The sequence below is a fragment of the Colwellia sp. SU-HH01217 genome, from assembly GCF_057543495.1.
The window spans coordinates 150,378-175,190 of sequence record NZ_BAAJLX010000007.1 but is presented as its reverse complement, the minus strand read 5'-3'; the positions used below and the strand labels follow the sequence as shown (position 1 = coordinate 175,190).

At 36.2% G+C, this 24,813-nt stretch carries 14 protein-coding genes; 2 read left to right on the top strand and 12 right to left on the bottom strand.

The genetic code is table 11. The annotated features are described in order from the left end of the window. Positions 1 to 42: 42 nt before the first annotated feature. A complete protein-coding gene (locus tag AC27G3_RS11045; protein WP_487121533.1) occupies positions 43 to 1,695 on the bottom strand; it encodes a M28 family metallopeptidase in 1,653 nt (550 codons plus the stop codon). Between the two features lie 172 nt (positions 1,696 to 1,867). Continuing rightward, positions 1,868 to 3,484 (bottom strand): protein adenylyltransferase SelO, encoded by a 1,617-nt coding sequence (locus AC27G3_RS11040; protein WP_487121531.1) that lies wholly within the window; start codon positions 3,482 to 3,484, stop codon positions 1,868 to 1,870. A gap of 308 nt (positions 3,485 to 3,792) precedes the next feature. Here AC27G3_RS11040 and AC27G3_RS11035 point away from each other — a divergent pair, with 308 nt between their 5' ends. After that, a complete protein-coding gene (locus AC27G3_RS11035; RefSeq protein WP_487121529.1) occupies positions 3,793 to 4,908 on the top strand; it encodes a DUF3083 family protein in 1,116 nt (371 codons plus the stop codon). Between the two features lie 222 nt (positions 4,909 to 5,130). Here AC27G3_RS11035 and AC27G3_RS11030 read toward each other — a convergent pair whose 3' ends face one another. Further along, a complete protein-coding gene (locus tag AC27G3_RS11030; protein WP_487121528.1) occupies positions 5,131 to 5,382 on the bottom strand; it encodes a hypothetical protein in 252 nt (83 codons plus the stop codon). A 61-nt stretch (positions 5,383 to 5,443) separates the two neighbouring features. After that, positions 5,444 to 5,923: a TlpA disulfide reductase family protein gene (locus AC27G3_RS11025; protein WP_487121526.1), complete on the bottom strand. Its 480-nt coding sequence runs from the start codon at positions 5,921 to 5,923 to the stop codon at positions 5,444 to 5,446. Between the two features lie 307 nt (positions 5,924 to 6,230). Here AC27G3_RS11025 and asnB point away from each other — a divergent pair, with 307 nt between their 5' ends. Continuing rightward, a complete protein-coding gene (gene asnB / locus AC27G3_RS11020; RefSeq protein WP_487121524.1) occupies positions 6,231 to 7,904 on the top strand; it encodes an asparagine synthase B in 1,674 nt (557 codons plus the stop codon). Positions 7,905 to 7,975: 71 nt separating this feature from the next. Here asnB and pyrD read toward each other — a convergent pair whose 3' ends face one another. The 8 genes from pyrD to pepN all read right to left on the bottom strand — a co-directional run bounded on the left by pyrD (position 7,976) and on the right by pepN (position 24,749). Next, positions 7,976 to 8,986 carry a quinone-dependent dihydroorotate dehydrogenase gene (gene pyrD / locus AC27G3_RS11015; RefSeq protein WP_487121522.1) on the bottom strand — a complete coding sequence of 337 codons (1,011 nt, stop codon included), beginning with the start codon at positions 8,984 to 8,986 and terminating at the stop codon, positions 7,976 to 7,978. Positions 8,987 to 9,130: 144 nt separating this feature from the next. Continuing rightward, on the bottom strand, positions 9,131 to 13,990 hold the full coding sequence (locus AC27G3_RS11010) for an NAD-glutamate dehydrogenase (protein WP_487121521.1): 4,860 nt from the start codon (positions 13,988 to 13,990) through the stop codon (positions 9,131 to 9,133). A 608-nt stretch (positions 13,991 to 14,598) separates the two neighbouring features. Further along, positions 14,599 to 16,932, bottom strand: coding sequence for an efflux RND transporter permease subunit (locus tag AC27G3_RS11005; protein ID WP_487121519.1), 2,334 nt, complete (start codon positions 16,930 to 16,932; stop codon positions 14,599 to 14,601). Between the two features lies 1 nt (position 16,933). After that, on the bottom strand, positions 16,934 to 17,971 hold the full coding sequence (locus AC27G3_RS11000) for a WD40/YVTN/BNR-like repeat-containing protein (protein WP_487121517.1): 1,038 nt from the start codon (positions 17,969 to 17,971) through the stop codon (positions 16,934 to 16,936). Between the two features lie 151 nt (positions 17,972 to 18,122). Further along, positions 18,123 to 19,490, bottom strand: a complete 1,368-nt coding sequence (locus tag AC27G3_RS10995; protein WP_487121515.1) for a DUF1329 domain-containing protein — start codon at positions 19,488 to 19,490, stop codon at positions 18,123 to 18,125. Between the two features lie 10 nt (positions 19,491 to 19,500). Beyond that, complete coding sequence (locus AC27G3_RS10990; protein ID WP_487121513.1) at positions 19,501 to 21,561, bottom strand: DUF1302 domain-containing protein; 2,061 nt, start codon at positions 21,559 to 21,561, stop codon at positions 19,501 to 19,503. Between the two features lie 309 nt (positions 21,562 to 21,870). Continuing rightward, positions 21,871 to 22,089 (bottom strand): DUF2835 family protein, encoded by a 219-nt coding sequence (locus AC27G3_RS10985; RefSeq protein ID WP_487121511.1) that lies wholly within the window; start codon positions 22,087 to 22,089, stop codon positions 21,871 to 21,873. Positions 22,090 to 22,160: 71 nt separating this feature from the next. Then, entirely contained in the window at positions 22,161 to 24,749 is a 2,589-nt protein-coding gene (gene pepN, locus AC27G3_RS10980) for an aminopeptidase N (protein WP_487121509.1), read from the bottom strand. Positions 24,750 to 24,813: the final 64 nt, after the last annotated feature.

Here is a 24,813-nt window from a genome sequence, read left to right as displayed (position 1 = left end):
GCTATATTAGCGGCTTTATTAGTAAAATGATAAAATTAATAACTACTGCATCATTTCATCTCGTGCTTTTTTGAATTCTGTACCTTGATGCCAATTTGGCCATTTGTCGGTATTCCCTAATAAATAACCGACTTCAAAAAATACTTGCAACTCTGCAACAACAGAGTCCCAGCTCCAGTTTTCATTATATTCATCACAAATTTGATGATAACACTTAGCAACTAACGCTTTCACTTTTTTACTAATTTGCTTTTGCTCATCATTTAGCATTTTAGAACCGCCGCCTGCACTTAATGCTGGTACACCTTTTTTAGCTAAACTAAAGTGATCTGAACGATAATAATAACCACGTTCAGGAGTTTGCTCTGGTGTGAGATCTCTTTGTTGACGCTTTGCTGCAATAGCAAGATAGTCTTCTAATTCTGACTTTCCAAAACCGACAACTGTCATATCTTTTTTCAAGCCTGAAATATCTAAACTGTCCATATTTACTAAGCCGACAATTTTATTCAAAGGAATAGTTGGGTGATTGGCATAATAGCGAGATCCTAGACGACCTTGCTCCTCTGCTGTTACAGCAATAAAAGTAATCGAACGATCTGGCGTTTTATTTAACACTTTAAATGCTTTAGCAATGTGCATTAAACCCGCTGTACCCGTTGCATTATCGTGGGCGCCATTATAAACATGCTTCTTACCATCAATAACCGTTGTTCCTAAATGATCCCAATGAGCCATGTAAACTATGTGTTCATCACTCGCTTTACTTCCTTTGATAGTCGCAATTATGTTGTTAGACGTTGACTCGACAACAGTGTTTTCAATATCAATAGATGCGGTCAAATTAAGTGGTACTGCTTTAAATTCACGAAGAGCTGCTTGTTGCTTTAATTTTGCAAAGTCTTGACCCGACTTTTTAAATAGCTCTGTAGCTTTATCATGGCTTATCCACATTTCTACATCAATTGCGGGTTCATTAACTTCTTTTGCTGGTAGGTGGTATTGTGCACCTGACCAACTACTTTCAATAACATTCCAACCATAGCTCGCAGGTTTAGTCTCATGAATAATAATTGCACCTGCAGCTCCTTGACGGGCGGCTTCTTCGTACTTGTATATCCAACGACCATAATATGTCATGGTGTTGCCATCAAAAAGTTCTGGGTTTTGCGTTGCGTAGCCAGGGTCATTAACTAAAATAACCACTGTTTTTCCTTTAACATCGATACCTTGATAATCATTCCATTGATATTCTGGTGCGTTAATGCCATAACCAACAAACACTAAGTCTGAGTTTTTTAGACTTAACTCCTTTTCTGTTTTTCGAGAGCTAGCGACATAGTTTTTAGGATATTCGAAATCAATATCAGCAATTTTAAGGCTAGTTTTAGACGTAGTGGCAATTGATACCATAGGAACAGCTTGTAAATAACTGTCGCCATTACCTGGTAATAGCCCTAACTTTTCAAACTCGCTTACTAACATATGTGTTGTTAATTTTTCGCCAACTGTTGATGGTTCACGACCACCAAATTCATCTGAAGAAAGAATTTTGACATGAGATTTAACCTTATCAATATCAAAAGACAAATAAGCTTCGTTAAAATTATCACTTTTTTCAAAAGCATAAGTTGAGCTGGTAAGTGATAAAAGCAAGCTGGCAATTAGCACTACTACATTTTTATTTTTGTTCAAAATAACTCCTATTGATTTCAATCATTCTTTGAAATTAAACTGTATTAAGATTATCTTTATTCAGCCTATAACACCAGTGTAGCTAATTTATAATGTCATTCTAGTTGTAAGATTTTCTTCACTCAAAAATTTTTCTATATTCATGTAACGTCATAATTAAGTAACAAAAACACTAAGAGCTACATGATAACATGCCGCAACCTGCTTTATCCTTCGCCCATGACGGTCGTTTTTGTGCATACTTTTCATAATCTTTCTGTTCATCGTAAGGCTGTTTTAATAAATGTTGTAAGTTATGTAGCTCACTAAAATCACCTTTTTCAGCAAGTTCAATTGCTTGTTGAGCAAGATAGTTTCGTAACACATATTTGGGATTGTTTTGGTTCATCAACGCTTGATGTGCTTGTATGGATAAAGCGTCTTTTTCAAAACGCATAACAAAGCGGGTAATCCAGTTACTGAACTTAGTTATGTAGTGCTCATCAACTTGGCTTAATTGATAAAAACAAGGAGTGAAAATAGGCAACCATTGTGCTTTAGTTGCAGCACTTGAGTTCATGGGTAACTTGGCCAATTGGCGATAAAACAAGGTCATGTCGGTTTCAATAGTTGAAAGAATATTTTCTAACTCTGAAAATAAATGCTCGTCTTCTTCTTTGTTAATATCATTACTTGAATCTGAGCTTAAACCTAGCTTTTTTAACATCATTTTATGCCAATTATCTTGATATTGAATAGCATAACCATTAAGTAAATCTTCTAAAGGTTTAGCCTCTTCTATTAGCGGATAAATAGCATTAGCCAGTTGAAATAAATTCCATTGCCCGATTTCTGCCTGAGCACCAAAACGATATCGTTTGCCATTGGCATCAGTTGTATTAGGTGTCCAATTTAAATCAAAGTTATCAATCCAACCATAAGGTCCGTAATCAATTGTTTCACCGAGTATTGACATATTATCAGTGTTCATCACACCATGAACAAAACCTACTCGCTGCCAATGAACAATCATTTCACACGTACTTTTACAAATAACACTAAACCATTGTAAATACGTTTCTTTGTTTATTGCTTCTTCATCTTCAATCAAATAAGAAAAATCACTTAAAATGCTGTGCTCTACTAATTTTGTTAGTAATTCTTTATCGCCACGAGTTGCGGGGAGTTGGAAACTGCCAAAGCGCATAAAACTGTTTGACACGCGACAAACCACAGCGCCTTGCTCGTATTGAGCATGACCATCATAAAACATATCACGCATTACTTGCTCACCTGTTAAGCATAAGCTTAATGCACGTGTGGTTGGTATGCCTAAGTGGAACATTGCTTCTGAGCATAAAAATTCACGAATAGACGATCTTAATACAGCTAAACCATCTGCAGTTCTTGAATAAGGCGTCGGCCCTGCACCTTTTAGCTGTATAGATTGATGACCATGATCTTTAGTGACCACTTCACCTAAATTTATTGCTCTGCCATCACCTAACTGCCCTGCCCAGTGACCAAATTGATGACCGCCATAACACATCGCGTAGCTCTGCATACCTGCCATTAATGCATTACCACTGAAAACATGAGAAAAGTCAGTAGATTCAATATCTTCTTTTGCAAACCCCAAAGAGACAGCTAAATCTTCCGAAACAGCAACTAATTGTGGGTTGCTTACTTGACTAGGTTTAACAAAAGAATAGGCGGCATGATGTACCTGACGAGGGTAATTATCTACCTGTTCGTCACTTGGTAGTTTGTTAATAAATCGATTATCAAAAGTTAAATTACTTAGGGTCACAAAGAGTCTTCAGCTAAAGTATTATTTCATTATTGTATGCTATTGTCGGTAAGTAATCTTTAAAACACTGATGATCTTTACTAATAATCTATAAAATAATCAGCTCATTAACGAGAAGTTAAATTACCCGTACTTTTTTCAATCAATAAACGAGTAATATTCCTACCCACTGATATGATTACTTTAGTGACTATAAAAGTCTTAGTGAAAGTTAACCAGTACAATTACTTTATTTAAATCATTATTTTACTAACACTTTTTGTTATACTAAAAAGACAAATTAGGTGTTTATTCAATAGGAAGTTGTTATGGCATTATCGCGTACAAGAAACGTTCAACATAAAGTATACATTCCCTCTTCAGCAAGGGAGAATCAATATTTACTCGCAAAAATTAAAGTCACAGATGAGTTGTTAGCTAAATTTTCTTCTATTATTGATGAAACTTCAGCAACACCTTATGCAAAATTTTATCAAAAGATCTCGTCTATCTTCTTTAAAACTAGTGATGATTTTGGCATAGAAAATTGTCAATTTGTTGCTAATGATAAATTCCCAAGAATTCGATACAGCCCAGAGAAGATGGAACCTGAAACAGATCAGCAAATCTTATTCCTCTACAACCCTAAATATCACTTTAGTCAAAATAGTTATTTTGATGGTAGTAAACGTGCCAATAAAATTACCTTGGTATTTTTAGCTAATGGCGATGAAATACGTCTCAACACTGCAAAATTTCATCAAAAAGTTACACAAGCAATTAGTGCATTCTCTCAAGAAGTTGGTTTAAGTAAAGAAGAGGTAAGAATTTGTGATCACCAACATATCACTTACGATCTTTTTGCTAAAAACAAAGGTTTAGAAGGTACTCAGCCACATAAATTTCGTTCCATTAGTAATCGCTATTTAGCTGACAACATTACTATACCTGACAACACTGATGCACTGACCTATGCGGTTGTTGACATGCCAATTAACCGTCGCATTCAACAGTTAGTGGAAATGGATGGAAACGAATCTGAGCTTTATAATCCTCTTTATAACTATATAGCTGACGCATTAATTAATGCAGCAAAAAATCATCACTTAAATAATGGTGCAGTTATCGCCAATGGTTTAATTCCAATTGTTAGACGAAGTGTTGATGAGGTCGTTGTTGCCAATGGTGAATTACAAATGCTCGGTTACAACCCTAAAGATACCAGCAGTGGTTATACTTGTAAGTGGTCTGCTGACAAGCTTGTAGATAAAGTTCAATTAGTATTTGTTGCAAGCGAGCAACACAAAACAAGCCATGGCTTTGGTAAGTTCCTTAACCAAATAGAGCAAACCCTACACACATTAGCAGATAAGCTTGAGTTTATTCATGACAAAGAAGAGATGATTGTTAGATTTCATCAACACATCGGTTTTTATTCAGAGTAAAATATCTATACTGAATAAAAATTTTGATGGTTACCGAACCAAAACAGCGAGCCTTTTAGCTCGCTGTTTTATTATAAAAGCTATTATTACGCTTGTTAACGCGCCAATATTTACAGTCAACATAAAAAATTCATTTTAAAACAATGATTTATCACCTTACCACCTTCATTGCTTATTGATGTTCCTACTTTTATATAAAAATCTAAATATGCCATTGATTGTTTAAATATCTTGATAACAAGTTAATGATGATTGCTCAATATGCCAATAACTTAATAAATATTGGAGCTTGTTGTAAGTCTCTTTTTCTATAGGCGTATTAATTGTTAAGGTAAAACTTAATTTATCACTACATAAATCAGTTATTCCAGATATGCTTTTAAGCTCACTCCAAAATATACCTTGATGGCTGTCGCATAAAAATATGGGTAAATTGAAAGTAAACTGTTGTCTGTTTTTAGTTTTATCCCCCACAGGGAATCCCCTCTTGTAGCTGTCGAATTCTGATCAAGTAACTAAATTAAAAGCAACAAGATTACTGTTGCAATAACTGTTTAATTTCATTTTCGTATGTCGGAATTTTATCAGGAAAAAAACCGGTATGGCCTTTAACAATAACCCCTTTCCGATTAATAAGGTAACTTGTCGGCATTCCTTTTACTTTATATTGTTTAGCCGTTTTCCCTTTAGGATCATATACAACACTAAATAATACGGGGGTTTCTTTTAAGAAATCCGTCGCTAAACTATAATTTGCATCTAAATTCACACTAATGACATTAAAACCTTGATCTTGATAAGTTTCCTGCATGGCATTCAACCATGGAAATGATTGTCTACAAGGGCTACACCAAGAAGCCCAAAAATCTAAATAAATAACGTCACCTTTGTGTTTTTCAAGTAACGACTTTAAAAGTTGCTCTGGCGGTAACCGAGTAGTGGTTGCGCTTGCTTGTGAAGAAACCACACTTATAATAATGAGGCTTGCCGATAAAAATCCGATAATTCTGTTCAAAATAAGCTACTTATATTTGAGCTAAAACAATATCTTCAGCTTAAAATAATCGTATAAAAAATAAAACAACTTTTATTTACCAATCAAAAATAAAACACTAAGCCATTGAAAATCAATCAATAAAATAATAACAAAAAAAACGCATATCTATCACATTAGCACTTAAAACTTTTGTAAAATGTAATTCATTTTAAATGGGAAATTTAGTTATTGATTTTTCTGTAAAAGCTGTCAAAGTAGCGTCTCAGCAATTTATTAGCTGACTACAATTTGACTTTCACTTATAACTTAAAGGAGTAGCGCTTCAATGTGTTCGATCTTTGGTATATTAGATATAAAAACAGGTGCTGATGCACTTCGTCCTCAAGCTTTAGAATATTCTCGATTATTACGTCACCGTGGTCCTGACTGGTCAGGCATTTACAGCAGCGAACATGCTATATTAGTGCATGAAAGATTATCTATTGTTGATACAGAGCATGGCGCTCAACCACTTTACAGTGCCGATAAAAAGCATGTATTAGCGGTTAATGGTGAAATTTATAACCATAAAACCTTAGCAAAAGAATTAACTGTCGATTATCAATTTCAAACAAAATCAGATTGTGAAGTGATTTTACCACTTTATGAAGAGTTTGGTGTTGACTTTGTTGATAAACTTCAAGGTATGTTTGCTTTTATAATTTACAATGAAGCCGACAATTCATACCTAATTGCCCGTGATCATATTGGCATTATCCCTCTTTATACTGGCCGTGACGAAGAAGGTAACTTTTATGTTGCCTCTGAAATGAAAGCACTAATGCCAATTTGTAAAACTGTAAGCGAATTTCCTCCAGGACACATATACGATAGCCGTGTTGGCGAGCTTCAAAAATACTACAAACGCAATTGGCAACAATATGCTGCCATTAAAGATAACACGACCAGCACAACAAAAATTCGTGAAGCGTTGGAAGAGTCAGTGAAAAGTCATTTAATGACTGATGTTCCTTATGGCGTTTTATTATCGGGCGGATTAGATTCATCTTTAATTTCTGCTATTACCCAAAAATTTGCCTCACGACGAATTGAAGAAAACGATTTAAGTGAAGCTTGGTGGCCTAAAGTACATTCATTTGCCTGTGGTTTAGCTGGCTCTCCTGATTTAGAAGCTGCACAAACAGTTGCTGACAGTATTGGCACAATACATCACAGCGTAGTATTTACAGAACAAGAAGGTATAGATGCGCTTAGAGAGGTTATTTATCATTTAGAAACTTATGATGTAACTACCATTCGCGCTTCCACTCCTATGTATTTAATGGCGCGTAAGATTAAAGCCATGGGGATTAAAATGGTACTTTCTGGTGAAGGTGCCGATGAAATTTTTGGTGGTTACTTATATTTCCACAAAGCGCCTAATGCTCAAGAGTTTCATGAAGAGCTTAACCGTAAACTTGATAAACTCCATATGTTTGATTGTCTTCGTGCGAACAAGTCAATGTCAGCGTGGGGAATTGAAGCCCGTGTACCATTTTTAGATAAGCACTTTATGGATGTTGCCATGCGTATTAATCCTGAAGATAAAATGTGTGGTAACGGAAAAATGGAAAAAGCGATTTTACGTTCTTCATTTGAGGGTTATTTACCAAAAGAGATTTTATGGCGTCAAAAAGAGCAGTTTTCAGATGGCGTTGGCTACTCTTGGATTGATAGTTTAAAAGTTTATATTGAAGAGCAAGTCACCGATCAACAATTGGCAAGTGCTGAGTTTAAATTTCCAATCAATACACCTGATACTAAAGAAGCCTACTTCTATCGTTGTATTTTTGAAGAAAAATTCCCTCTTGCTTCAGCTGCCGAGTGTGTTCCTGGTGGTAAATCTGTTGCTTGTTCAACTCCTGAAGCACTTGCTTGGGATGAAAGCTTTAAAAACAACGCAGATCCTTCAGGACGAGCTGTTATGAGTGTTCATAACGATGGTTATGATGAGCAATAACTAAGGCTGTTAACAACTAGTTGGTAGCTTACAAAAAAGCCATCACTTTAATAAAAGTGATGGCTTTTTTATTAAAGCGCTTTAGCTATATCTTTAATTAAAGCAGGTCCTTGATAGATAAAGCCAGTATAAACTTGAACAAGTTTTGCTCCAGCAGTAATTTTTTCTTTAGCGTCTTCACCGGTTGAAATCCCGCCAACGCCAATAATTGGCAGTTTATTATCTAAAGCTTTTGCAAGCAGAGATATTACTTTTGTACTTTTTTCTTTAACAGGTACACCGCTTAATCCGCCCATTTCTTCACCATGTGTTAATCCTTCAACCCCTTCTCGTGATAAAGTGGTATTAGTAGCGATAACGCCATCGATATTATTATCGATTAGCGACTGAGCAATAGAAGTAACTTCTTCTTCGTTTAAATCTGGTGCAATTTTCACAGCAATGGGTACATATTTATCAAACTGCTTAGAAAGACTTTTTTGCTCGTCTTTTAAGGCTGATAATAGCTCATTTAATGCTGCTCCATATTGTAATGAACGTAAACCGGGTGTGTTAGGTGAAGAAATATTAACGGTGATGTAACTTGCGTAGTTGTACACTTTACGCATACAGTGAATATAATCATCTTTGGCGTTTTCATCTGGGGTGTTTTTATTTTTACCAATGTTTATTCCTAAAACCCCTTTAAAATTTGCTTGGCGAACTTGATTAACTAAGTAATCAACGCCTTTATTATTAAAGCCCATACGATTAATAATGGCATTGGCTTGTTCAATACGAAAAATTCGAGGTTTTTCATTACCCGGTTGGGGTTTAGGGGTAACTGTGCCAACTTCAATAAAGCCAAATCCCATGGCCGCAAAAGCATTAATACACTCACCATTTTTATCTAAACCTGCTGCTAGACCAACAGAGTTAGGAAACTTAATTCCCATAACCTCAACGGGTTTGTCAACAACGCTCTGTTTATATAAAAAGTTAAGAGGAGTTGACCCTGTACCTTTTAAACTTTTAATGGTTAATTCGTGAATTGTTTCAGCGTCAAACTGAAAAAACACCTTTCGAAGTGCAGAATAAAACATAATACCTCTATAATAGAAATGTTGGGCGGCATTTTAACCATTTTATATACGCTGCAGTAAAACATTGATATAAAAAAATCCCCGCTAATGCGGGGATTTTATCAGGTATACCAGCTAAGTGTTACTGTAAAATAGCCTTGCTAACTAATTAGCAGGGTCACAATTTAGACTAAGTAGCATTAACTCTCTTAGTGCGACTGAGAATTTGGCAAACTCATGTGTTTGACCAATTCTAAAGTCACTCAAAATTTGTGACCAACGGTTAAGCGGTTGTTCGTTTGCTTTAATCCAGTTGTCGAGCATTTCATCGATACCAATTTCAGACTTAGTGCAATTACAGCGCAGAACAACTAAAGCTAATGCTCGTTGTTGCCAGTCTAACTCTTCTCTAAACGATGCTCTTGCAAGAGCTTGCCAGTGATTAGTGACTGATTGACCGGTAATTTGATCTAAGAACCAATGTAAGTCTAAACGAACACCAAGATTAAAGTACAAGCCTGAAACAAGCGCAACGTCTTGCTCAGAAGTTGCAGTCATGTCGGCAATATCCATTACTGGGAACAGTGAACTTAATTGAGAAATTCTAACCGCAATGTTTTTAGGCACCCCTTCTTTAACTAAGTCACTTTTAATGCGCTCTAACTCTTGAACTTCTTCTTCAACTAAATATTTATCTAAATTTTTAGACAAATCAGTAAAGGTCGGTTGGTAGAAGTTAATCACTTCAGCAATAGTTAACGACTTATCGCGATGACGTAAGAACCAACGAGTAGCACGTCGAACAGTTCTACGCATTTGGAATAGCATTTCAGTTTGTATTGCCGTTGAAATCTTATTATCTAACAGCGTGATTTGTTGCCACATATCACTTAACTCAAACACTTCACTTGCCATTACATAACAGTTAGCAATTTCAGCAACTGTTGCACCTGTTTCTTCATACATGCGATTAACAAAATTAAAGCCCATGTCGTTACCAATTACGTTGGCAAGTTTAGTGGCGATAATTTCAGCTCTTAGCGGGTGATCTTGCATTTGAGTGCGATAGTTTTCACGCAACTGCTTTGGAAATGCATTGATCAGTAACCGATCATGAAATGGGTTATCTGTAATTTCAGGGCACACCAGATCTTCTTTAAGCACCATTTTGCTGTAAGCAAGTAATACTGACAATTCTGGTCGAGTAAGCCCTTTACCTTTAGATAAGCGCTCTGCAATTTCATCATCGCTAGGAATAAATTCTAAAGCTCGATCTAGCTTACCTGCACGTTCTAACTCATGAATAAAGCGCGTTTGCTCTTTTAATTGGCTCGCACCACGCATTGCAGTAATAGACAATGAATGTGTTTGACGGTAACAATCTTCTAAGACAATTTTAGAGACTTCATCGGTCATATCGTAAAGTAATTGATTACGTTGTTTTACCGTTAAATCGCCATTTTGCACTAAACCATTGAGCATTATTTTGATATTAACTTCATTATCTGAACAGTCTACACCAGCCACGTTATCTACTGAATCAGCGTTTAAACGTACACGACGTTTAGCTGCCTCAATACGACCTAATTGTGTAAAACCAAGGTTCCCCCCCTCGCCAACTACTTTAGCTCTTAGCTCGCTACCATTAATGCGAATCGCATCGTTAGCTCTATCACCTACTTCTAAATGGGTTTCAGATGTTGCTTTAACGTAAGTACCAATGCCACCATTCCATAGCAAATCCACTTTCATTTTAAGCAACGACTGCATTAATTCTAACGGAGACATGGTTAGCTTTTGAGTGCCAATCATCTTTTTAATTTGTGGTGTCAATTTCAAAGATTTAGCAGAGCGGTTATAGATCATCCCCCCTTCAGAAAGTAGCTTTTGATTATAATCTTCCCACGTACACCCTGGTGTATTAAATAAGCGTTCACGTTCTTTATATGAAGAAGCAGAGTCTGGCGTCGGATCTACAAAAATATGCATATGGTTAAATGCTGCTTGCAAGCAAATATGTTTAGACAACAACATGCCATTACCAAACACATCTCCTGCCATATCCCCTATACCTACAACAGTGAAGTCGGTTGATTGACAATCAATATCCATTTCGCGGAAATGACGTTTTACTGACTCCCACGCACCTTTAGCTGTAATGCCCATTGCTTTATGATCATAACCAACACTACCACCTGAAGCGAAAGCGTCACCTAACCAAAAATTATATTCATCTGAGATTGCATTAGCGGTATCTGAGAAGGTAGCTGTCCCCTTATCGGCTGCTACAACTAAATAAGCGTCGTCTTCATCATAACGAACAACATCGACAGGAGGAATAATTTCACCTGCAACAATATTATCGGTAATATCTAATAATGCGCGAATAAAGGTTTTATAGCACTCTCTACCTGCTTCAAACACTTCTTGACGACTACCTTGTGGTAACTGCTTACAAACAAAACCACCTTTTGCCCCTACAGGTACAATAACGGTGTTTTTAACTTGTTGTGCCTTAACTAAGCCTAATACCTCAGTTCTAAAGTCTTCACGTCGGTCTGACCAACGTAGACCGCCTCGAGCGACTTTACCACCGCGTAAATGTACCCCTTCAATTTGAGGTGAGTAGACAAATATTTCAAACTTAGGCAAAGGAAGCGGTACGTCAGTAATTTGCTCTGGTAAAATTTTAAATGAAATATAAGGTTTTAGTCCAGTTTCAGGATCGGCTTGAAAGTAGTTAGTTCTTATTGTCGCATTAATCATTTCAACAAAACGTCTAATGATTCTGTCATCATCAAGGTTAGCGACTTTATCTAAAGATGACTCTATTTCATCTTTTAATTTACCAATAACTTTTTCTGATGCTTTGGCTTTACCATGAGTTTTCGGATCAAAGCGCAAAGTAAATAATTTAATTAGTAGCTCAGCTAAACTCGGATAACGCGCAAAAGTGTCCTCGATATAACTTTGACTAAAAGTACCACCTATTTGGCGTTCATATTTAGAGAAGGCTCTTAAAATAGAAACTTCACGGCCATCTAACTCTGCACCTAAAATTAAGCGGTTAAAGCCATCATCTTCTAGTTCCCCTGACCATACTTTAGCAAAAGCATCTTGGAATAAACTTTGTACTACGGCTAAGTTAAACGCACCATCACCCGTTAGCAACATTGAGAAATCTAAGATCCAGTATGTTTCACCTATCGCCGTTTTAACCGCATAAGGGCTTTCACCAATAACACGTAAACCGAAGTTTTCTAAAATAGGTAAAACATCACTCAGATGTAATGGCTCGCCAACATGAAAGAGCTTCAGTTTAACCAAACGACTCCCCGACTTTTCTTCTTGTGGCTGGTAGAACAACATTTCGAGCGGATTATCACTGCTAAGTGCTTCAAGCTTTTCAATATCAACTATCGCAGTGCCTGGCAGCACTTCATCTTTATACGACTGTGGAAAATGAGAATATTTACGACTTAGCATTTTGCCAGCTGCTTCACCTTTGTGTGATTTTAATGTTGAAGACAATTTATCGTCCCAACTACGAGCGGCTTCATTTAAATTCTTTTCAATTTCTTTCACATTAATATCTGCTTTTGTGTTGTTAACTCGAACAATGTAATGAGTACGTGCTTGCACTGACTCAGAGAAATAGGTTGTAAACTCAACATCTTCAAAGCTACCAAGTGCTTCTTTTAATAGTTGCTGTGTTTCGATACGTAGCTGAGTGTTGTAACGCTCTCGAGGTACGTAAACCATACAAGAATAAAAACGATCAAAGGCATCTCGGCGAATAAATAAACCAGTGTAATCTCTTTCTTGCATACGCAAGATACCTAAAACATTAGTTAATAACTCGTCGGTGCTTGACTGGAGTATTTCGTCTCTTGGGTAAGTCTCTAAAATATTCACTAAAGACTTATAGGCGTGCGAGCCACTTGCAAAACCAGAAGAGTCGCAAACGTCGTTAACTTTTGCGCCAATAAGCGGTAAATCTAATGCGCTATTTGTGTAATAGGCTGAGCCGAATAAACCAATAAAACGATCTTCGCCAGTTACTTTACCATTCTCATCAAAACGCTTAATTCCAATGTAATCTAAGTGTGCTGGACGGTGTACTCTCGATCTAGAATTTGTTTTAGTTAAAATAAGTAAATTATCACCTAATGCAAGCTCTCTCGCAGACTCACCAAAAGACGAAATTAATCGTTGTTTTGTGCCTGTTGTACTGCTCATCAAACCAAGACTAGTTTTAACGTCTGCTTCAAGGGCAACATCACCTTTAACGTCTTTAACGTTATACGAACGATACCCCATAATAGTAAAGTTGTTTTCAGCAACCCATTCTAAAAATGCTAAGGCATTTTTTTGCTCTTTTTTAGGGCAAGGTAATTTAGCTTTTTTAACTTCACTGATGACAGACTTTAAACGCGTAAGCATAGGTTGCCAATCACCAACAGTTAATGAAATATCACTCATAACAGATCGTAATTCTTTGGCAACAGAATCTAAAGCTGATTGTTCAGTTTGTCTGTCAATTTCAATAAAAAATACCGTTTCGACAGAGGTCGTTTTAATTAATTTGGCTGAAGAGGCTGACAAATGCGTAATCACGTTATCTTTGTCTCGAACAACATTAATAGGCGCATTTAGCAATAAATGTGGTGATAGTCCTAAGCGATTTAACGCAATACGAACTGAATCCACCAAAAATGGCATATCTTTAATGATAATTTCGATAATGCTGTGACTAGATTTCCAGCCATGCTTAGACACTTGAGGATTAAATACTTTAATAACAGGACTATCATCTTGATGACCGTTAAGTTCATTCCATAAGCTTAATGTAGCACCGTACATATCACTTTCGTTTCGGTGCGCTAAATCCTGACTAGAAATATTACCGTAGAGTAAGCTAGAGAACTGCTCAAGCAAAGGAGCCGTTTCTGTGGGAACTTTTTGTTGTATTAATTTTGCAACACTTTTAAGTATAACCGAGGGTGAACCTTCAACTAACGCCATGCTGTTTTTCCTTTTCTCTTAATGTTAAGAGTAAGCTTGTAATAATTTGTTTATGTTTGTGAGACTTTTCTCGTATTCGCTACTTTATTTTTATTGTCTTCTATTTAAGATAGACCAAAATAGAATTTAAAGGGATTTTATTAATAAATCTAAGGGATTGCGAGTGTTATTTTATTACAAATACGAAGTAAAACGTAGAGAAAAAAGCTAAAGCAGACAATGGGTAATTAGTTATTCATCGTAACTAAATATAACGTGCTCTTTAATGCAAATTATTGGTTATTTATGCAGTAAAAAGCATAGCGTAATTTTTTTTATTTTCTTAAATTTGATAAAAAAATTACATATCAAGAAACAAAACCAATGATTATCAACTAAAAGTCTGCTTTTATTACAAAAACTAGCCCTCATAGGCTTTAATAAACTAAGAAAAGAAGAATTTGTTGAGCAGTAATTTATTGATTTTTAATAGACATGATAAGCAATTAGCTAGAGTCTGAGTATATGAGAACAAATTACTCACGGGAAAAGTCATAATGAAATTTTAATACAAACTGGCGGTCATACCAGTTTGTATTAAATTCTATTATCTAAAGCAGGCTAGTTTTTTACTGTTTCTGTTTTTTCTCTGGCCATAAGAAGGCAGCCAAAGCTGGTAAAACAATGACCGCAGCTAACATGTTAACTAAAAACATAAAGGTAAGTAATACGCCCATATCTACTTGAAATTTAAGCGCTGATAAGAACCAAGTAGACACTCCAATTGCTAGTGTTATACCTGTAATAAGTACTGCACTACCCCGCTCTTTTAATGCTGCTAAATAAGCTTTTTCAACACCCACACCATTTCGAAGTTGTAGGCTCATCGTTGAAAGAATATAGATACCGTAATCAACACCAATACCTACCCCTAACGCTATTACAGGTAAAGTAGAAACGGTTAAACCAATATCTAAAGCTGTCATTAATGATTGTGCCAACGTAGAAACAACATAGAGTGGTAAAACAACGACAATGGTCGCTCTAACGCTTTTAAAGCTGATTAAACATAACAAGATGACCGCGCCATAAACATATAGCATCATAGGTAATTGCGCAGCTTCAACGGCTTCATTGGTTGCAGCCATAACACCAACAGGACCAGAAGCTAATTTAAATTGAACTTTATCGCTACCTAGTTCATTTGACACCTTCTTAACATTATCAATCACTCGATTAATAGTTTCTGCTTTATGATCTTCAAGGAAAAGAATCACAGGCATTACACTACAGTCTCTATTAAGTAAGCCACTTGATGTAGGTACACGAGCTATCGATTGCACCAAAGTTTGTTGATTACGAGAAAGAACACGCCATTTAGGGTTTCCTTCGTTATAACCTGCATTAACAATTTTAGATATTGATGCCAAACTCACAGCAGACTGCACACCTTTAACGTTTTCCATTTGCCATTGAAATTGATCAATAACAGCTAGGTTTTCGTGATAAGTACAGGCGTCAGCTTCTGTCTCAACAATAACAGACATGTAATCAACGCTAATAGCGTATTTATCGGTAATTAAGAAAGTATCTTGGTTATAGCGGGACGTCTCATGAAGTGCAGGAGCACCAGCATGTAACTCACCAATTTTCATATTTTGAGCATGCATAAAGCTTAAAACATATAGCACTACCGTTACTATTAAAACAAAAGATGCAGGCCCTTTGGTAGCAAATTTCGCCATAAATGACCAAATAGCGGGAGAGTTATTATCTGAATGATGATTAACCTGTTTGTTAGTCTGACTATCCGAAATACGTAAATAAGACACTAATAAAGGAAGCAAGATTAAATTAGTTAAAATAATCATGGCTACGCCTAATGAAGCCGTAATAGCTAACTCTCGAATAATACCAATATCAATAGAAAGCAAGGTTAAAAAGCCTACCGTATCTGACAACAAAGCAATACCGCCAGGAATTAATAAAACTCTAAAGCTATGCTGTGCTGCCTTTATACTGCTTTGCCCTGTTGCTACTTGTTTAACTACAGAGTTAATCATTTGCACGCCATGGCTAACACCAATAGCAAAGACCAAAAACGGGATAAGAATCGACATTGGATCTAACCCAAAGCCTAATGTTGACAACATTCCCATTTGCCAAATAACCGCAACAAGAGAACACATTATTGGTAATAAAGTTAAACTAATCGACTTACAAAAGAAGTAAACCATAATGGCAGTGATCGCGATGGCGATACCAAAGAAAGCAATAACACCTTTTGCACCTTGTGCAACGTCTCCCACCATTTTTGCAAAACCAATGATGTGAATACTGATGTTGTCTTTTTCAAACTCTTGACGAATTTGATTCTCTAATTTTTGTGCAAATTCTATTGTATTAAGCTTTTCTCCTGTTTGAGGATCGATTTCCATTAATGAAGCTTTTACCATCGCACAACTATAATCATCAGCGACAATGCTGCCAACGATTCCTGCTTTTTCAATATTCCCTTTTACAATAGCTAAGCCTCTGGCATCGGGCTTGAAATTAGCAGGAATTACAGGCCCACCAGCAAAACCATCTTCCACAACTTCTACAAAACGCGTACTAGGTGAAAATAATGACTTTACTTGTATCCGATCTACGCCTGGAATAAAAAACAATTTATCATGCACACCTTTAAGTGCATTAAAAAATGTTTCATTAAAAATATCGCCTTCGTCATAACATACAGAAATGAGGATACTATTTGCTCCACCAAAGTTTTTTTGATGTTTTAAATAGGTTTTCATATAGCTGTGGTTTAAAGGTATATTTTTAGTGAAAGAAGCATCGAGTTTAATTTGGGTTGCTTGAAAAAGTAGAAAGCCACTAACAATAACAAAAAATGCAAGCACTAAAAAACGATGGCGGAAAATGCCAACTTCTAAACGGTTTATCAAAGAATCAATACTCATTTTATTTATTCAATCCCGAAGTTATAGTGGATACTAAGGTGGTTACAGTTTTAATACCGACATCCGAGACAGCAATAATCTTACCATTAAACCAAACACCATTAATTAGTGGTTTACCATCGTCTTGAGTACGAGAAATAAACGTATTACCATCATCCTTACTGATCAAAAATGTTCCATTATTCCCAAGTAAATAAATGTAACCATTATCACCTAATACAATGCTATTAATTGAACTGGTTGTTCCTGTTTCAATATGTTGCCATGAGATACCATTTTTTAAACTTCTAAAAACATTTCCACGTAAGCCAGAAACCAACAAGTTACCATGTTGGGTTCGAGTTACATCAAAGAAAGAGCCATGGTAAATCTCATCAAATTTTTCCCAGCTTTTGCCAAAATCATTACTTTTAGCAATTAAGCCGATTTCGCCCACTAAATACAAAGTGCGACCATCACGAAAAAGACGGTTAAAGTGCGGTAATATACTGGCTTGTTCGTCTAAATAAGCCTCTTCATCCTCTAACTTTAATTCATTTAAATATTCAGCATCTTCGGGCAATAAAAAATCTTCATTAAACTCAAATACCCAATTTTCACCACCGTCTGTAGTTCTAAAAAACTGTCCGTATGCACCAATAGCTATACCATTTTTTTCATCTTTAAATAAAATATCGAATAAAGGTTTTTGTAAAGAAGGAAGGTATTGCTGAACAAGCCAATTTTTACCGCCATCTTTCGTATGCAAAATGCTAGCATCATGGCCTACAGCCCAACCTAACAATTCATTGTAAAAATAAACACCCGTCAAAGTAGATTGAACGGGTACGTTTGCTTGTTGCCAGTTAATTGCATCGTTAGACGTTAAAATATGGCCACGCTCACCCACAGCAACTAATGTTTTATTATTAACAAGAGTGATGTCTAACAGTAAGGATTTAGAAGCCAAAGGCGCTTTTAGCGCAGGAGAAGGTTCGGTATTGGCAGATATTGTAAAACTGACAAACAGCAAGAGAAAGATGGATATTATTGGCTGCATAGATGAGCACACTCTTTTATTGATAATTTAAATATAATACAAATAATACGTTAGCGAACAAAGTTAAAAATAACCCATTCATGATATAGAAATAAATACGCCTACACAAAAACGGCTGACATAAGCCAGCCGTTGGTCTATTCACTTAAGATTATCTACGTCCTTCACGTCTTAACGCTGAAGGAGTAAAGTCTTTGTCATCTAACTCAACTGAAAAATCATACATTTTCGCTTCGTTATCTAGACCCATAGCAATATAGCGACGTGATTGTAAATCATGGAATACTTCAAGCGTAGACCATTGTGTAGGAACTTCATAGTAATTAATACCATGAGCTACACCAACACGATACAGTTCATCACGATTATCATAGATATCAGTAACAGCAACTTGCCAACTATCTTCATCTATATAAAACACACGCTTTTTATATGTATGTCGAGTGCCTTCTTTTAAGTTGGCTTCAACTACCCAAACACGGTGCTTTTCATAACGGACTAACTCAGGATTTATATGGCCTTCGTGTAAGATATCACTATATTTTACTTTATCACTGTGTAACTTATAATCGTTATAAGGAATTAATAGCTCTTTTTTGCCTTTTAACGTCCACGTATAACGATCTGGCGCGCCATTATACATATCGAAATCGTCAGTTAACCTTAACCCATCTGAACCAGTACCTGGTGCATCATATGCAACATTTGGAGCACGACGAACACGACGTTGACCTGTATTGTACGTCCAAGCTTGACGAGGTGTTTTAATTTGATCCATTGTTTCATGAACTAATAAAGCCGTTCCAGATAAACGAGCAGGCTCAGTAACTTTTTGTTTAAATTTAAACAAAATGTTTGATTCTTCTAGCGTTTCTGCTGCTGTACCCTTGACGCTATATGGCAACATAAGTTGGTCATCAAAACCGATAAAAGTATAATCACCACCTGACGTTGGTGCTGCTTGTCCGCCTTGACGAACAACAGCTTCACCACGAAAACGTAAAATATGGTTCCAAATAGCTTCTAAACCAGTTTGAGGTACAGGGAATGGAATACCAATTGCCGCTTGTTTAATACCATTACCACCTTCCACTAACTCTGAACGAGTAGCATTAGTTTTAACCGATTCATAAACGTAATCAGGGTATGAAGCAGAACGACGTGATTGATAAACATTCATACTGTAAGTATCAGGGTATGTTTCAAACAGTTTAATTTGTCCAGGTGTTAAAACACTTCTATAGTCTGCAACATTTTTCGAAGTAATTTTATATTTTACTTTATCCGCAGAATAAGGATCAGGATGATGATCGCCAACAGTATAACCTGCTGGTGCTTTAGTAATCCCCCCCGTCCATTTAGGAATTGAGCCATCAGCATTACCTGCTCGCTCTCCGCCCATAGGCGTAAGCTCAGTATCTAATTTTGCGGCTTCAGCTGAAGTAATTTTAGCAAAGGCACTGCCACTTGCCGATAGTGCTAGCGTAACCGCCAGCGATAATAATGTAATATTTTTCATAGTTTATGCCCTAGATAGAATATGAAATACTAAAAGAAACAAAATCACGGTCAGAAATGCGATTTGTTGTGCCTACACCATCAAAGAAAGCGTTATAAGTGAAGTCAGCAGTCCAGCGGCTTTGATAATCGAAATTTACTCCTAAAGCAACCGATTTACGATCTTCAACAAATAAAAATAGTGGATCAGGCGTTATACCCTTAACATCATGAGAAAACACAACTTTGGGGTTAATATTTATCCCTGAAAATACGTTAGCATATTCTAACTTACCAACAAGGCGATAGCCCCAAGCAAAGTCTGTTGGGAATGGGTTAGTTTCAACACCGTCTTGAACAATCGCGTTCAACCCAGGGGCTGAAGCGATACCGCCACTTCTATCTGTACCAGGACCGTTTAAACGTAATTCGTCTTGATCAGGCATATCACTAATATCAATCCCGCCTACTTCTAGAACGGTTACAAATTGAGCGGCACCAAAACTAGGTCCCCATAAATGTGTTAATGTCATTTGAGCTTGAATTGAATCTGATAAGACAAAACCATCTGCGGTTGAGGCTGGACCAAATGGCATACCATTTTCATCATTTACCTGAGAAATACCTTCAAAAAATTCATAACCCGGTACACTATTAGCTAATTGTTGCGGCATTGCTGCGAACAATAACTCAACATCATCAATTTGGAATGGTTCGTCTTGACGGTAACTAATTTCACCAGCAACAGCGGTTGTGCCTACTGTTGTGTTAAAACTTAAACCATATAATTTTATATCTTCAGGGTATTGCAATTTAACTTGTGAAAAAGAGCTTAAATTATCATAAATATCTTGTTCTGTAACATTAGAGTTAGACGCAAGATAAGCAATATCACTACCTAAACTTTCAGGGGTGAAGTTTGCTGTTTGCCCGGCAAAAATTGGACGACGACTATGATAATTCATGTAGTAAAGGCTTAACTCGGTATCATTAAGCTCTGGCATATACCATGAAAGACGTAAACCATATTGACCGCCATCTTCAGGTTCAATAGCCGCCTGTGAACCCGGTGCACGTAAAGTTACTTTTGTTGGGTAAGCTAAATACGCTTGAGCTGCAAGAGGACTACCTGCTCTTGCTAAATCTCCAATCTGATTTAATCCAGCAAGTACAGTGGTAATATCTAAATCAGGGTTACCTGCAAAACCTAATTGCACTAAGTTATTAGAACCGCCGTCGCCAGCAAAGTCGTTAGTTGAATAGTAACTACCCGGTGGTGGTAATAACGTTTTTTCCCAACTGTATTGATAAAAGGCTTCGACGTTAAAGTTATCAGAAACACCTAATGATGCCCAAACAGCGCCAAATGGAATAAAGGCTTCTTTTAATTCAGAACCAGGGGCTTTCAATCGAGCAACATCAACAGGATTGAGTTCACTAATACCGTGAGAAATTAATGTACTTTCACCCCAACTGATAATCTGGTTACCAACACGAACGGAAAGTGGCATATCTCCTAAGTCGAAATCGCCATACACAAAAGCATCAAGTAGTCTAATATCTTGACAAACTTGCTCTTTGGCGTCTTTGTTATCACACGGATCATTAATTTGGCCAGAAACAGGATTTGTCCAATCTCTATCACCATTCATCATTGCGTAATCGTAATAGTACATACCACGTAAGAAAATACCGACACCATCATAGTGAATATCTAATTCATGAGTACCTTTGAAGATTTGTGAAAAGCTCTCCCCAGCATCAAAATTTAAATTACCATTATCACCATTGTTTGAATATACGCCAGCACCCTGCCATATAGTGGTGTTAATTGGATTTGGATTTAATGCCGCATTATATTGGCTAAAGTCAAAACCATTATTAAGATTATTTGACTTACCAACCATATCCCAATCGCGATTTTCTACTCGCCAACTTGATCCCACAGAAAATGTGGAATCAAAACTAATTTCAAAATTACCAACATCAAAATTCTTTGCTAGTACATTACTCGACGTTAACGCCATAATTGCAGCAGTAATACTGACCGCTAATGGCTTTTTATAAAACTTATCGCGAGGGCTACGTTTCATTTCTTTCTCTCCCCAGATTCAAACAAAATATTGTATTTTTTATGAGCATATTTTAATTTATTTTTTTTATTCCCACTAAGTGGATAAAACAATAATTGCATCATTTTAACTAGGTAGCAAGACTAAATACCAATTGTTAAGACAAGGTATTTTGATGACTAGAAAACAACAAATATGCTTTACCAAATCCCCGTTTAAAACAAGCGTTTTAAACCAAAGACGAAATATCACATTACTTCGCCCTAATCAGGGATGTGGACAGACCACAAACCAAAACCATTGGTCTGACCACTGTTTAAAGCAATTACTCTAAGATGACAATTGTGTTAAAGATAAAAATTTATTATTTTCAGTTTCCATACAAAAAAAGCCATCTATACCGCTTGATGTTAGGTATTTTCTTAAATGCATTGCAGGAAATTGAACTTTTAACCCCGTAGTAGAAGTGGCCACAATCGAATGTAACTGCCCTTGGTAATAAGGCAAATATTCAGCAGTAGACATCTTTATAAAAAAATAATATTTCACAATCAATTTGACCAATTATAAACATCGTTGTGTTCGAATTAACAAAATAAAGTAAAAAAATAACATCATCATTAAGCTAATGCTGCTTCAATTTTTTCGCGTAAGTCTTTTGATAAATTATCAATGCTTTGCAATGAGATAAGCTCTGCCCTCATCATTTTTTGACGCTTTTTGTCAAACTCTTTAAACTGAATAAGCGGCGTAATTAAACGAGAAGCGACTTGCGGGTTAATCGTATTTAACAAGGTTATTTGCTCAGCAAGAAATTTATACCCTTTTCCGGAAATACAATGAAAATACTTCGGATTAAAAGCAGCAAAGGCCCCAATAAGTGAACGCGCTCTATTAGGGTTATGTAAACTAAATAAAGAATGTTGTAATAAAGAAGTTAGTCGCTCAAAAATATCGTCACTTACAAAACTGGCATTAAGCGAGAACCATTTATCCATAACAAGTGTTGTATCACGCCACTTTTCTTCAAACGACTTCATCTGAACTTCAAAGCAACTTAAATTATTTGTCGCTGAACATTGTAAAGCGGCTAAACTATCGGTCATATTAGTAGCTTGTTTATATTGCTGCTCAACTAAAGCGGTATATTTAGGCAGCAGTGACAAATAAGATAAGCAAATATTTTGTAAAGCTCTTAAAGCAACTTGGCTATCTTGCTGAACAACTTGTTGAGCTAAACAGTAGTGATAACATTCGGCAAATTCGTCTTCTAAGCTTTGAGCTAAAAATAATTTAAATTTAGCAATAGCAGCCAATAACACATCGGGATCTACTTCATTAATATTAGTAGCGACTTCATCAAAAGAAGGAAGTACTAACTGCTCGGCTAAAAAAGCACTATCAATCACTTCATTTTGATTACTAGCAGTCAATAAAAGCTTTTTAAAGATATCAATAAGTGATTGAGGTAATTGAGTGTTAATATCGAGCGTGAGCTTTTTAAGGTAATTGAGTATGAGTTTTTGCCCTGCTTCCCAACGACTAAAGCCATCATGCGCTTTTTCCATAACAATCATTAACTCATCATCAGACTGAGTATACTCAACGTTAACCGGTGCAGAAAAATTAGCTAAAAAAGCAACCACAGGCGCTTGTTCAAGCTCTTGAAAATACCATGTTTTTTCGTGTTCACACAGCTCTAATAATAAACTTTCATTCGTATTTTGTTCACATTTAATCAATTCAATATTAATCGGGAGGTGAAGTGGCGGCTTTATCGAGTCACTATTCTCTCCTTCATTATTTTGTTTAACAGTTAGGGAAAACTCTTTACTCTCAATGTTGTACGATTGAGATACAGTTAGCAAAGGTGTGCCCGATTGGCTATACCATTGTTTAAATTGTGTTAGATCAACATGGCTTGCATCGGCCATAGCATCGATAAAATCATCACAAGTAACGGCTTGGCCATCAAAGCGTTCAAAGTATAAAGCCATACCATTATTAAACCCTTTTTGGCCTAATAAAGTATGTAGCATGCGAATGACTTCAGCCCCCTTTTCGTACACAGTTAAAGTATAAAAATTATTCATTTCTATCACTTTTTCAGGTCGAATTGGATGCGACATAGGACCAGCATCTTCAGCAAATTGTAATGCTCTTAAATGACGAACATTTTTTATTCTAGTCACGGTTTTACTATGCATATCGGCACTGAATTGTTGATCACGAAAAACAGTAAGTCCTTCTTTTAAGCTCAGCTGAAACCAATCTCTGCAAGTCACTCGGTTACCTGTCCAGTTATGAAAATATTCGTGGCCAATGACCGCTTCAATATTAAAATAGTCGGTGTCAGTCGCACTTTGTTCATCCGCTAATACAAATTTACTATTAAATACATTAAGTCCTTTGTTTTCCATTGCCCCCATATTGAAAAAATCAACGGCTACAATCATATAAATATCAAGATCATATTCGAGATTAAAGGTTTCTTCATCCCAACGCATAGCGCGCTTGAGTGAGGCCATAGCATGTGTTGCTTTTGCTAAGTTACCTTTATCAACATAAATTTCTAACGAAACCTCTTTACCAGACTGAGTAATATAACTATCACTAAGTAAATCAAAACTGCCTGCCACTAAAGCAAATAAATAACATGGTTTTGGGAAAGGGTCATGCCAAGTGACAAAGTGTTGCCCATTAGGCATATCACCTGAATCAACTTTATTGCCATTTGATAACAATGAAGGGAACTGGGTTTTATCTGCAATTACTTTACATGTGAAAATTGCCATCACATCTGGACGGTCAAGGTAGTAGGTAATATTCCTAAAACCCTCAGCTTCACACTGAGTACAAAATGCATCACCTGATTTGTATAATCCTTCAAGTGAAGTATTAGCGATGGGATTAATTTCAGTAACAACCGTCAAGGTAAAAGACTTCTGTGTAGTAAAAACTTCTAAATGATTTTCATCAACACGGTAACTGTCTGTGCTTAGGGGGCTATTATTTAATGCCAATTCAACAAGTGTTAATTCTTGGCCATTAAGTAATAAATTTGCTTGGGCATTTCCTGTACGCTTAATTGATAAATAACTTGTTACCAGAGTTTTATCATCAGATAGCTCAAAAGTAAGATCGACGGTTTCTATAGTAAAATCTGGAGGTAGGTAATCGGCAAGGTAAAGTGCTTTGAAATCTGTCATTGAAAAATCCAAGAAAAGTTAATTAGAATGTATTTTTTAAAAAGTCATTGCTATAAAATTTAAA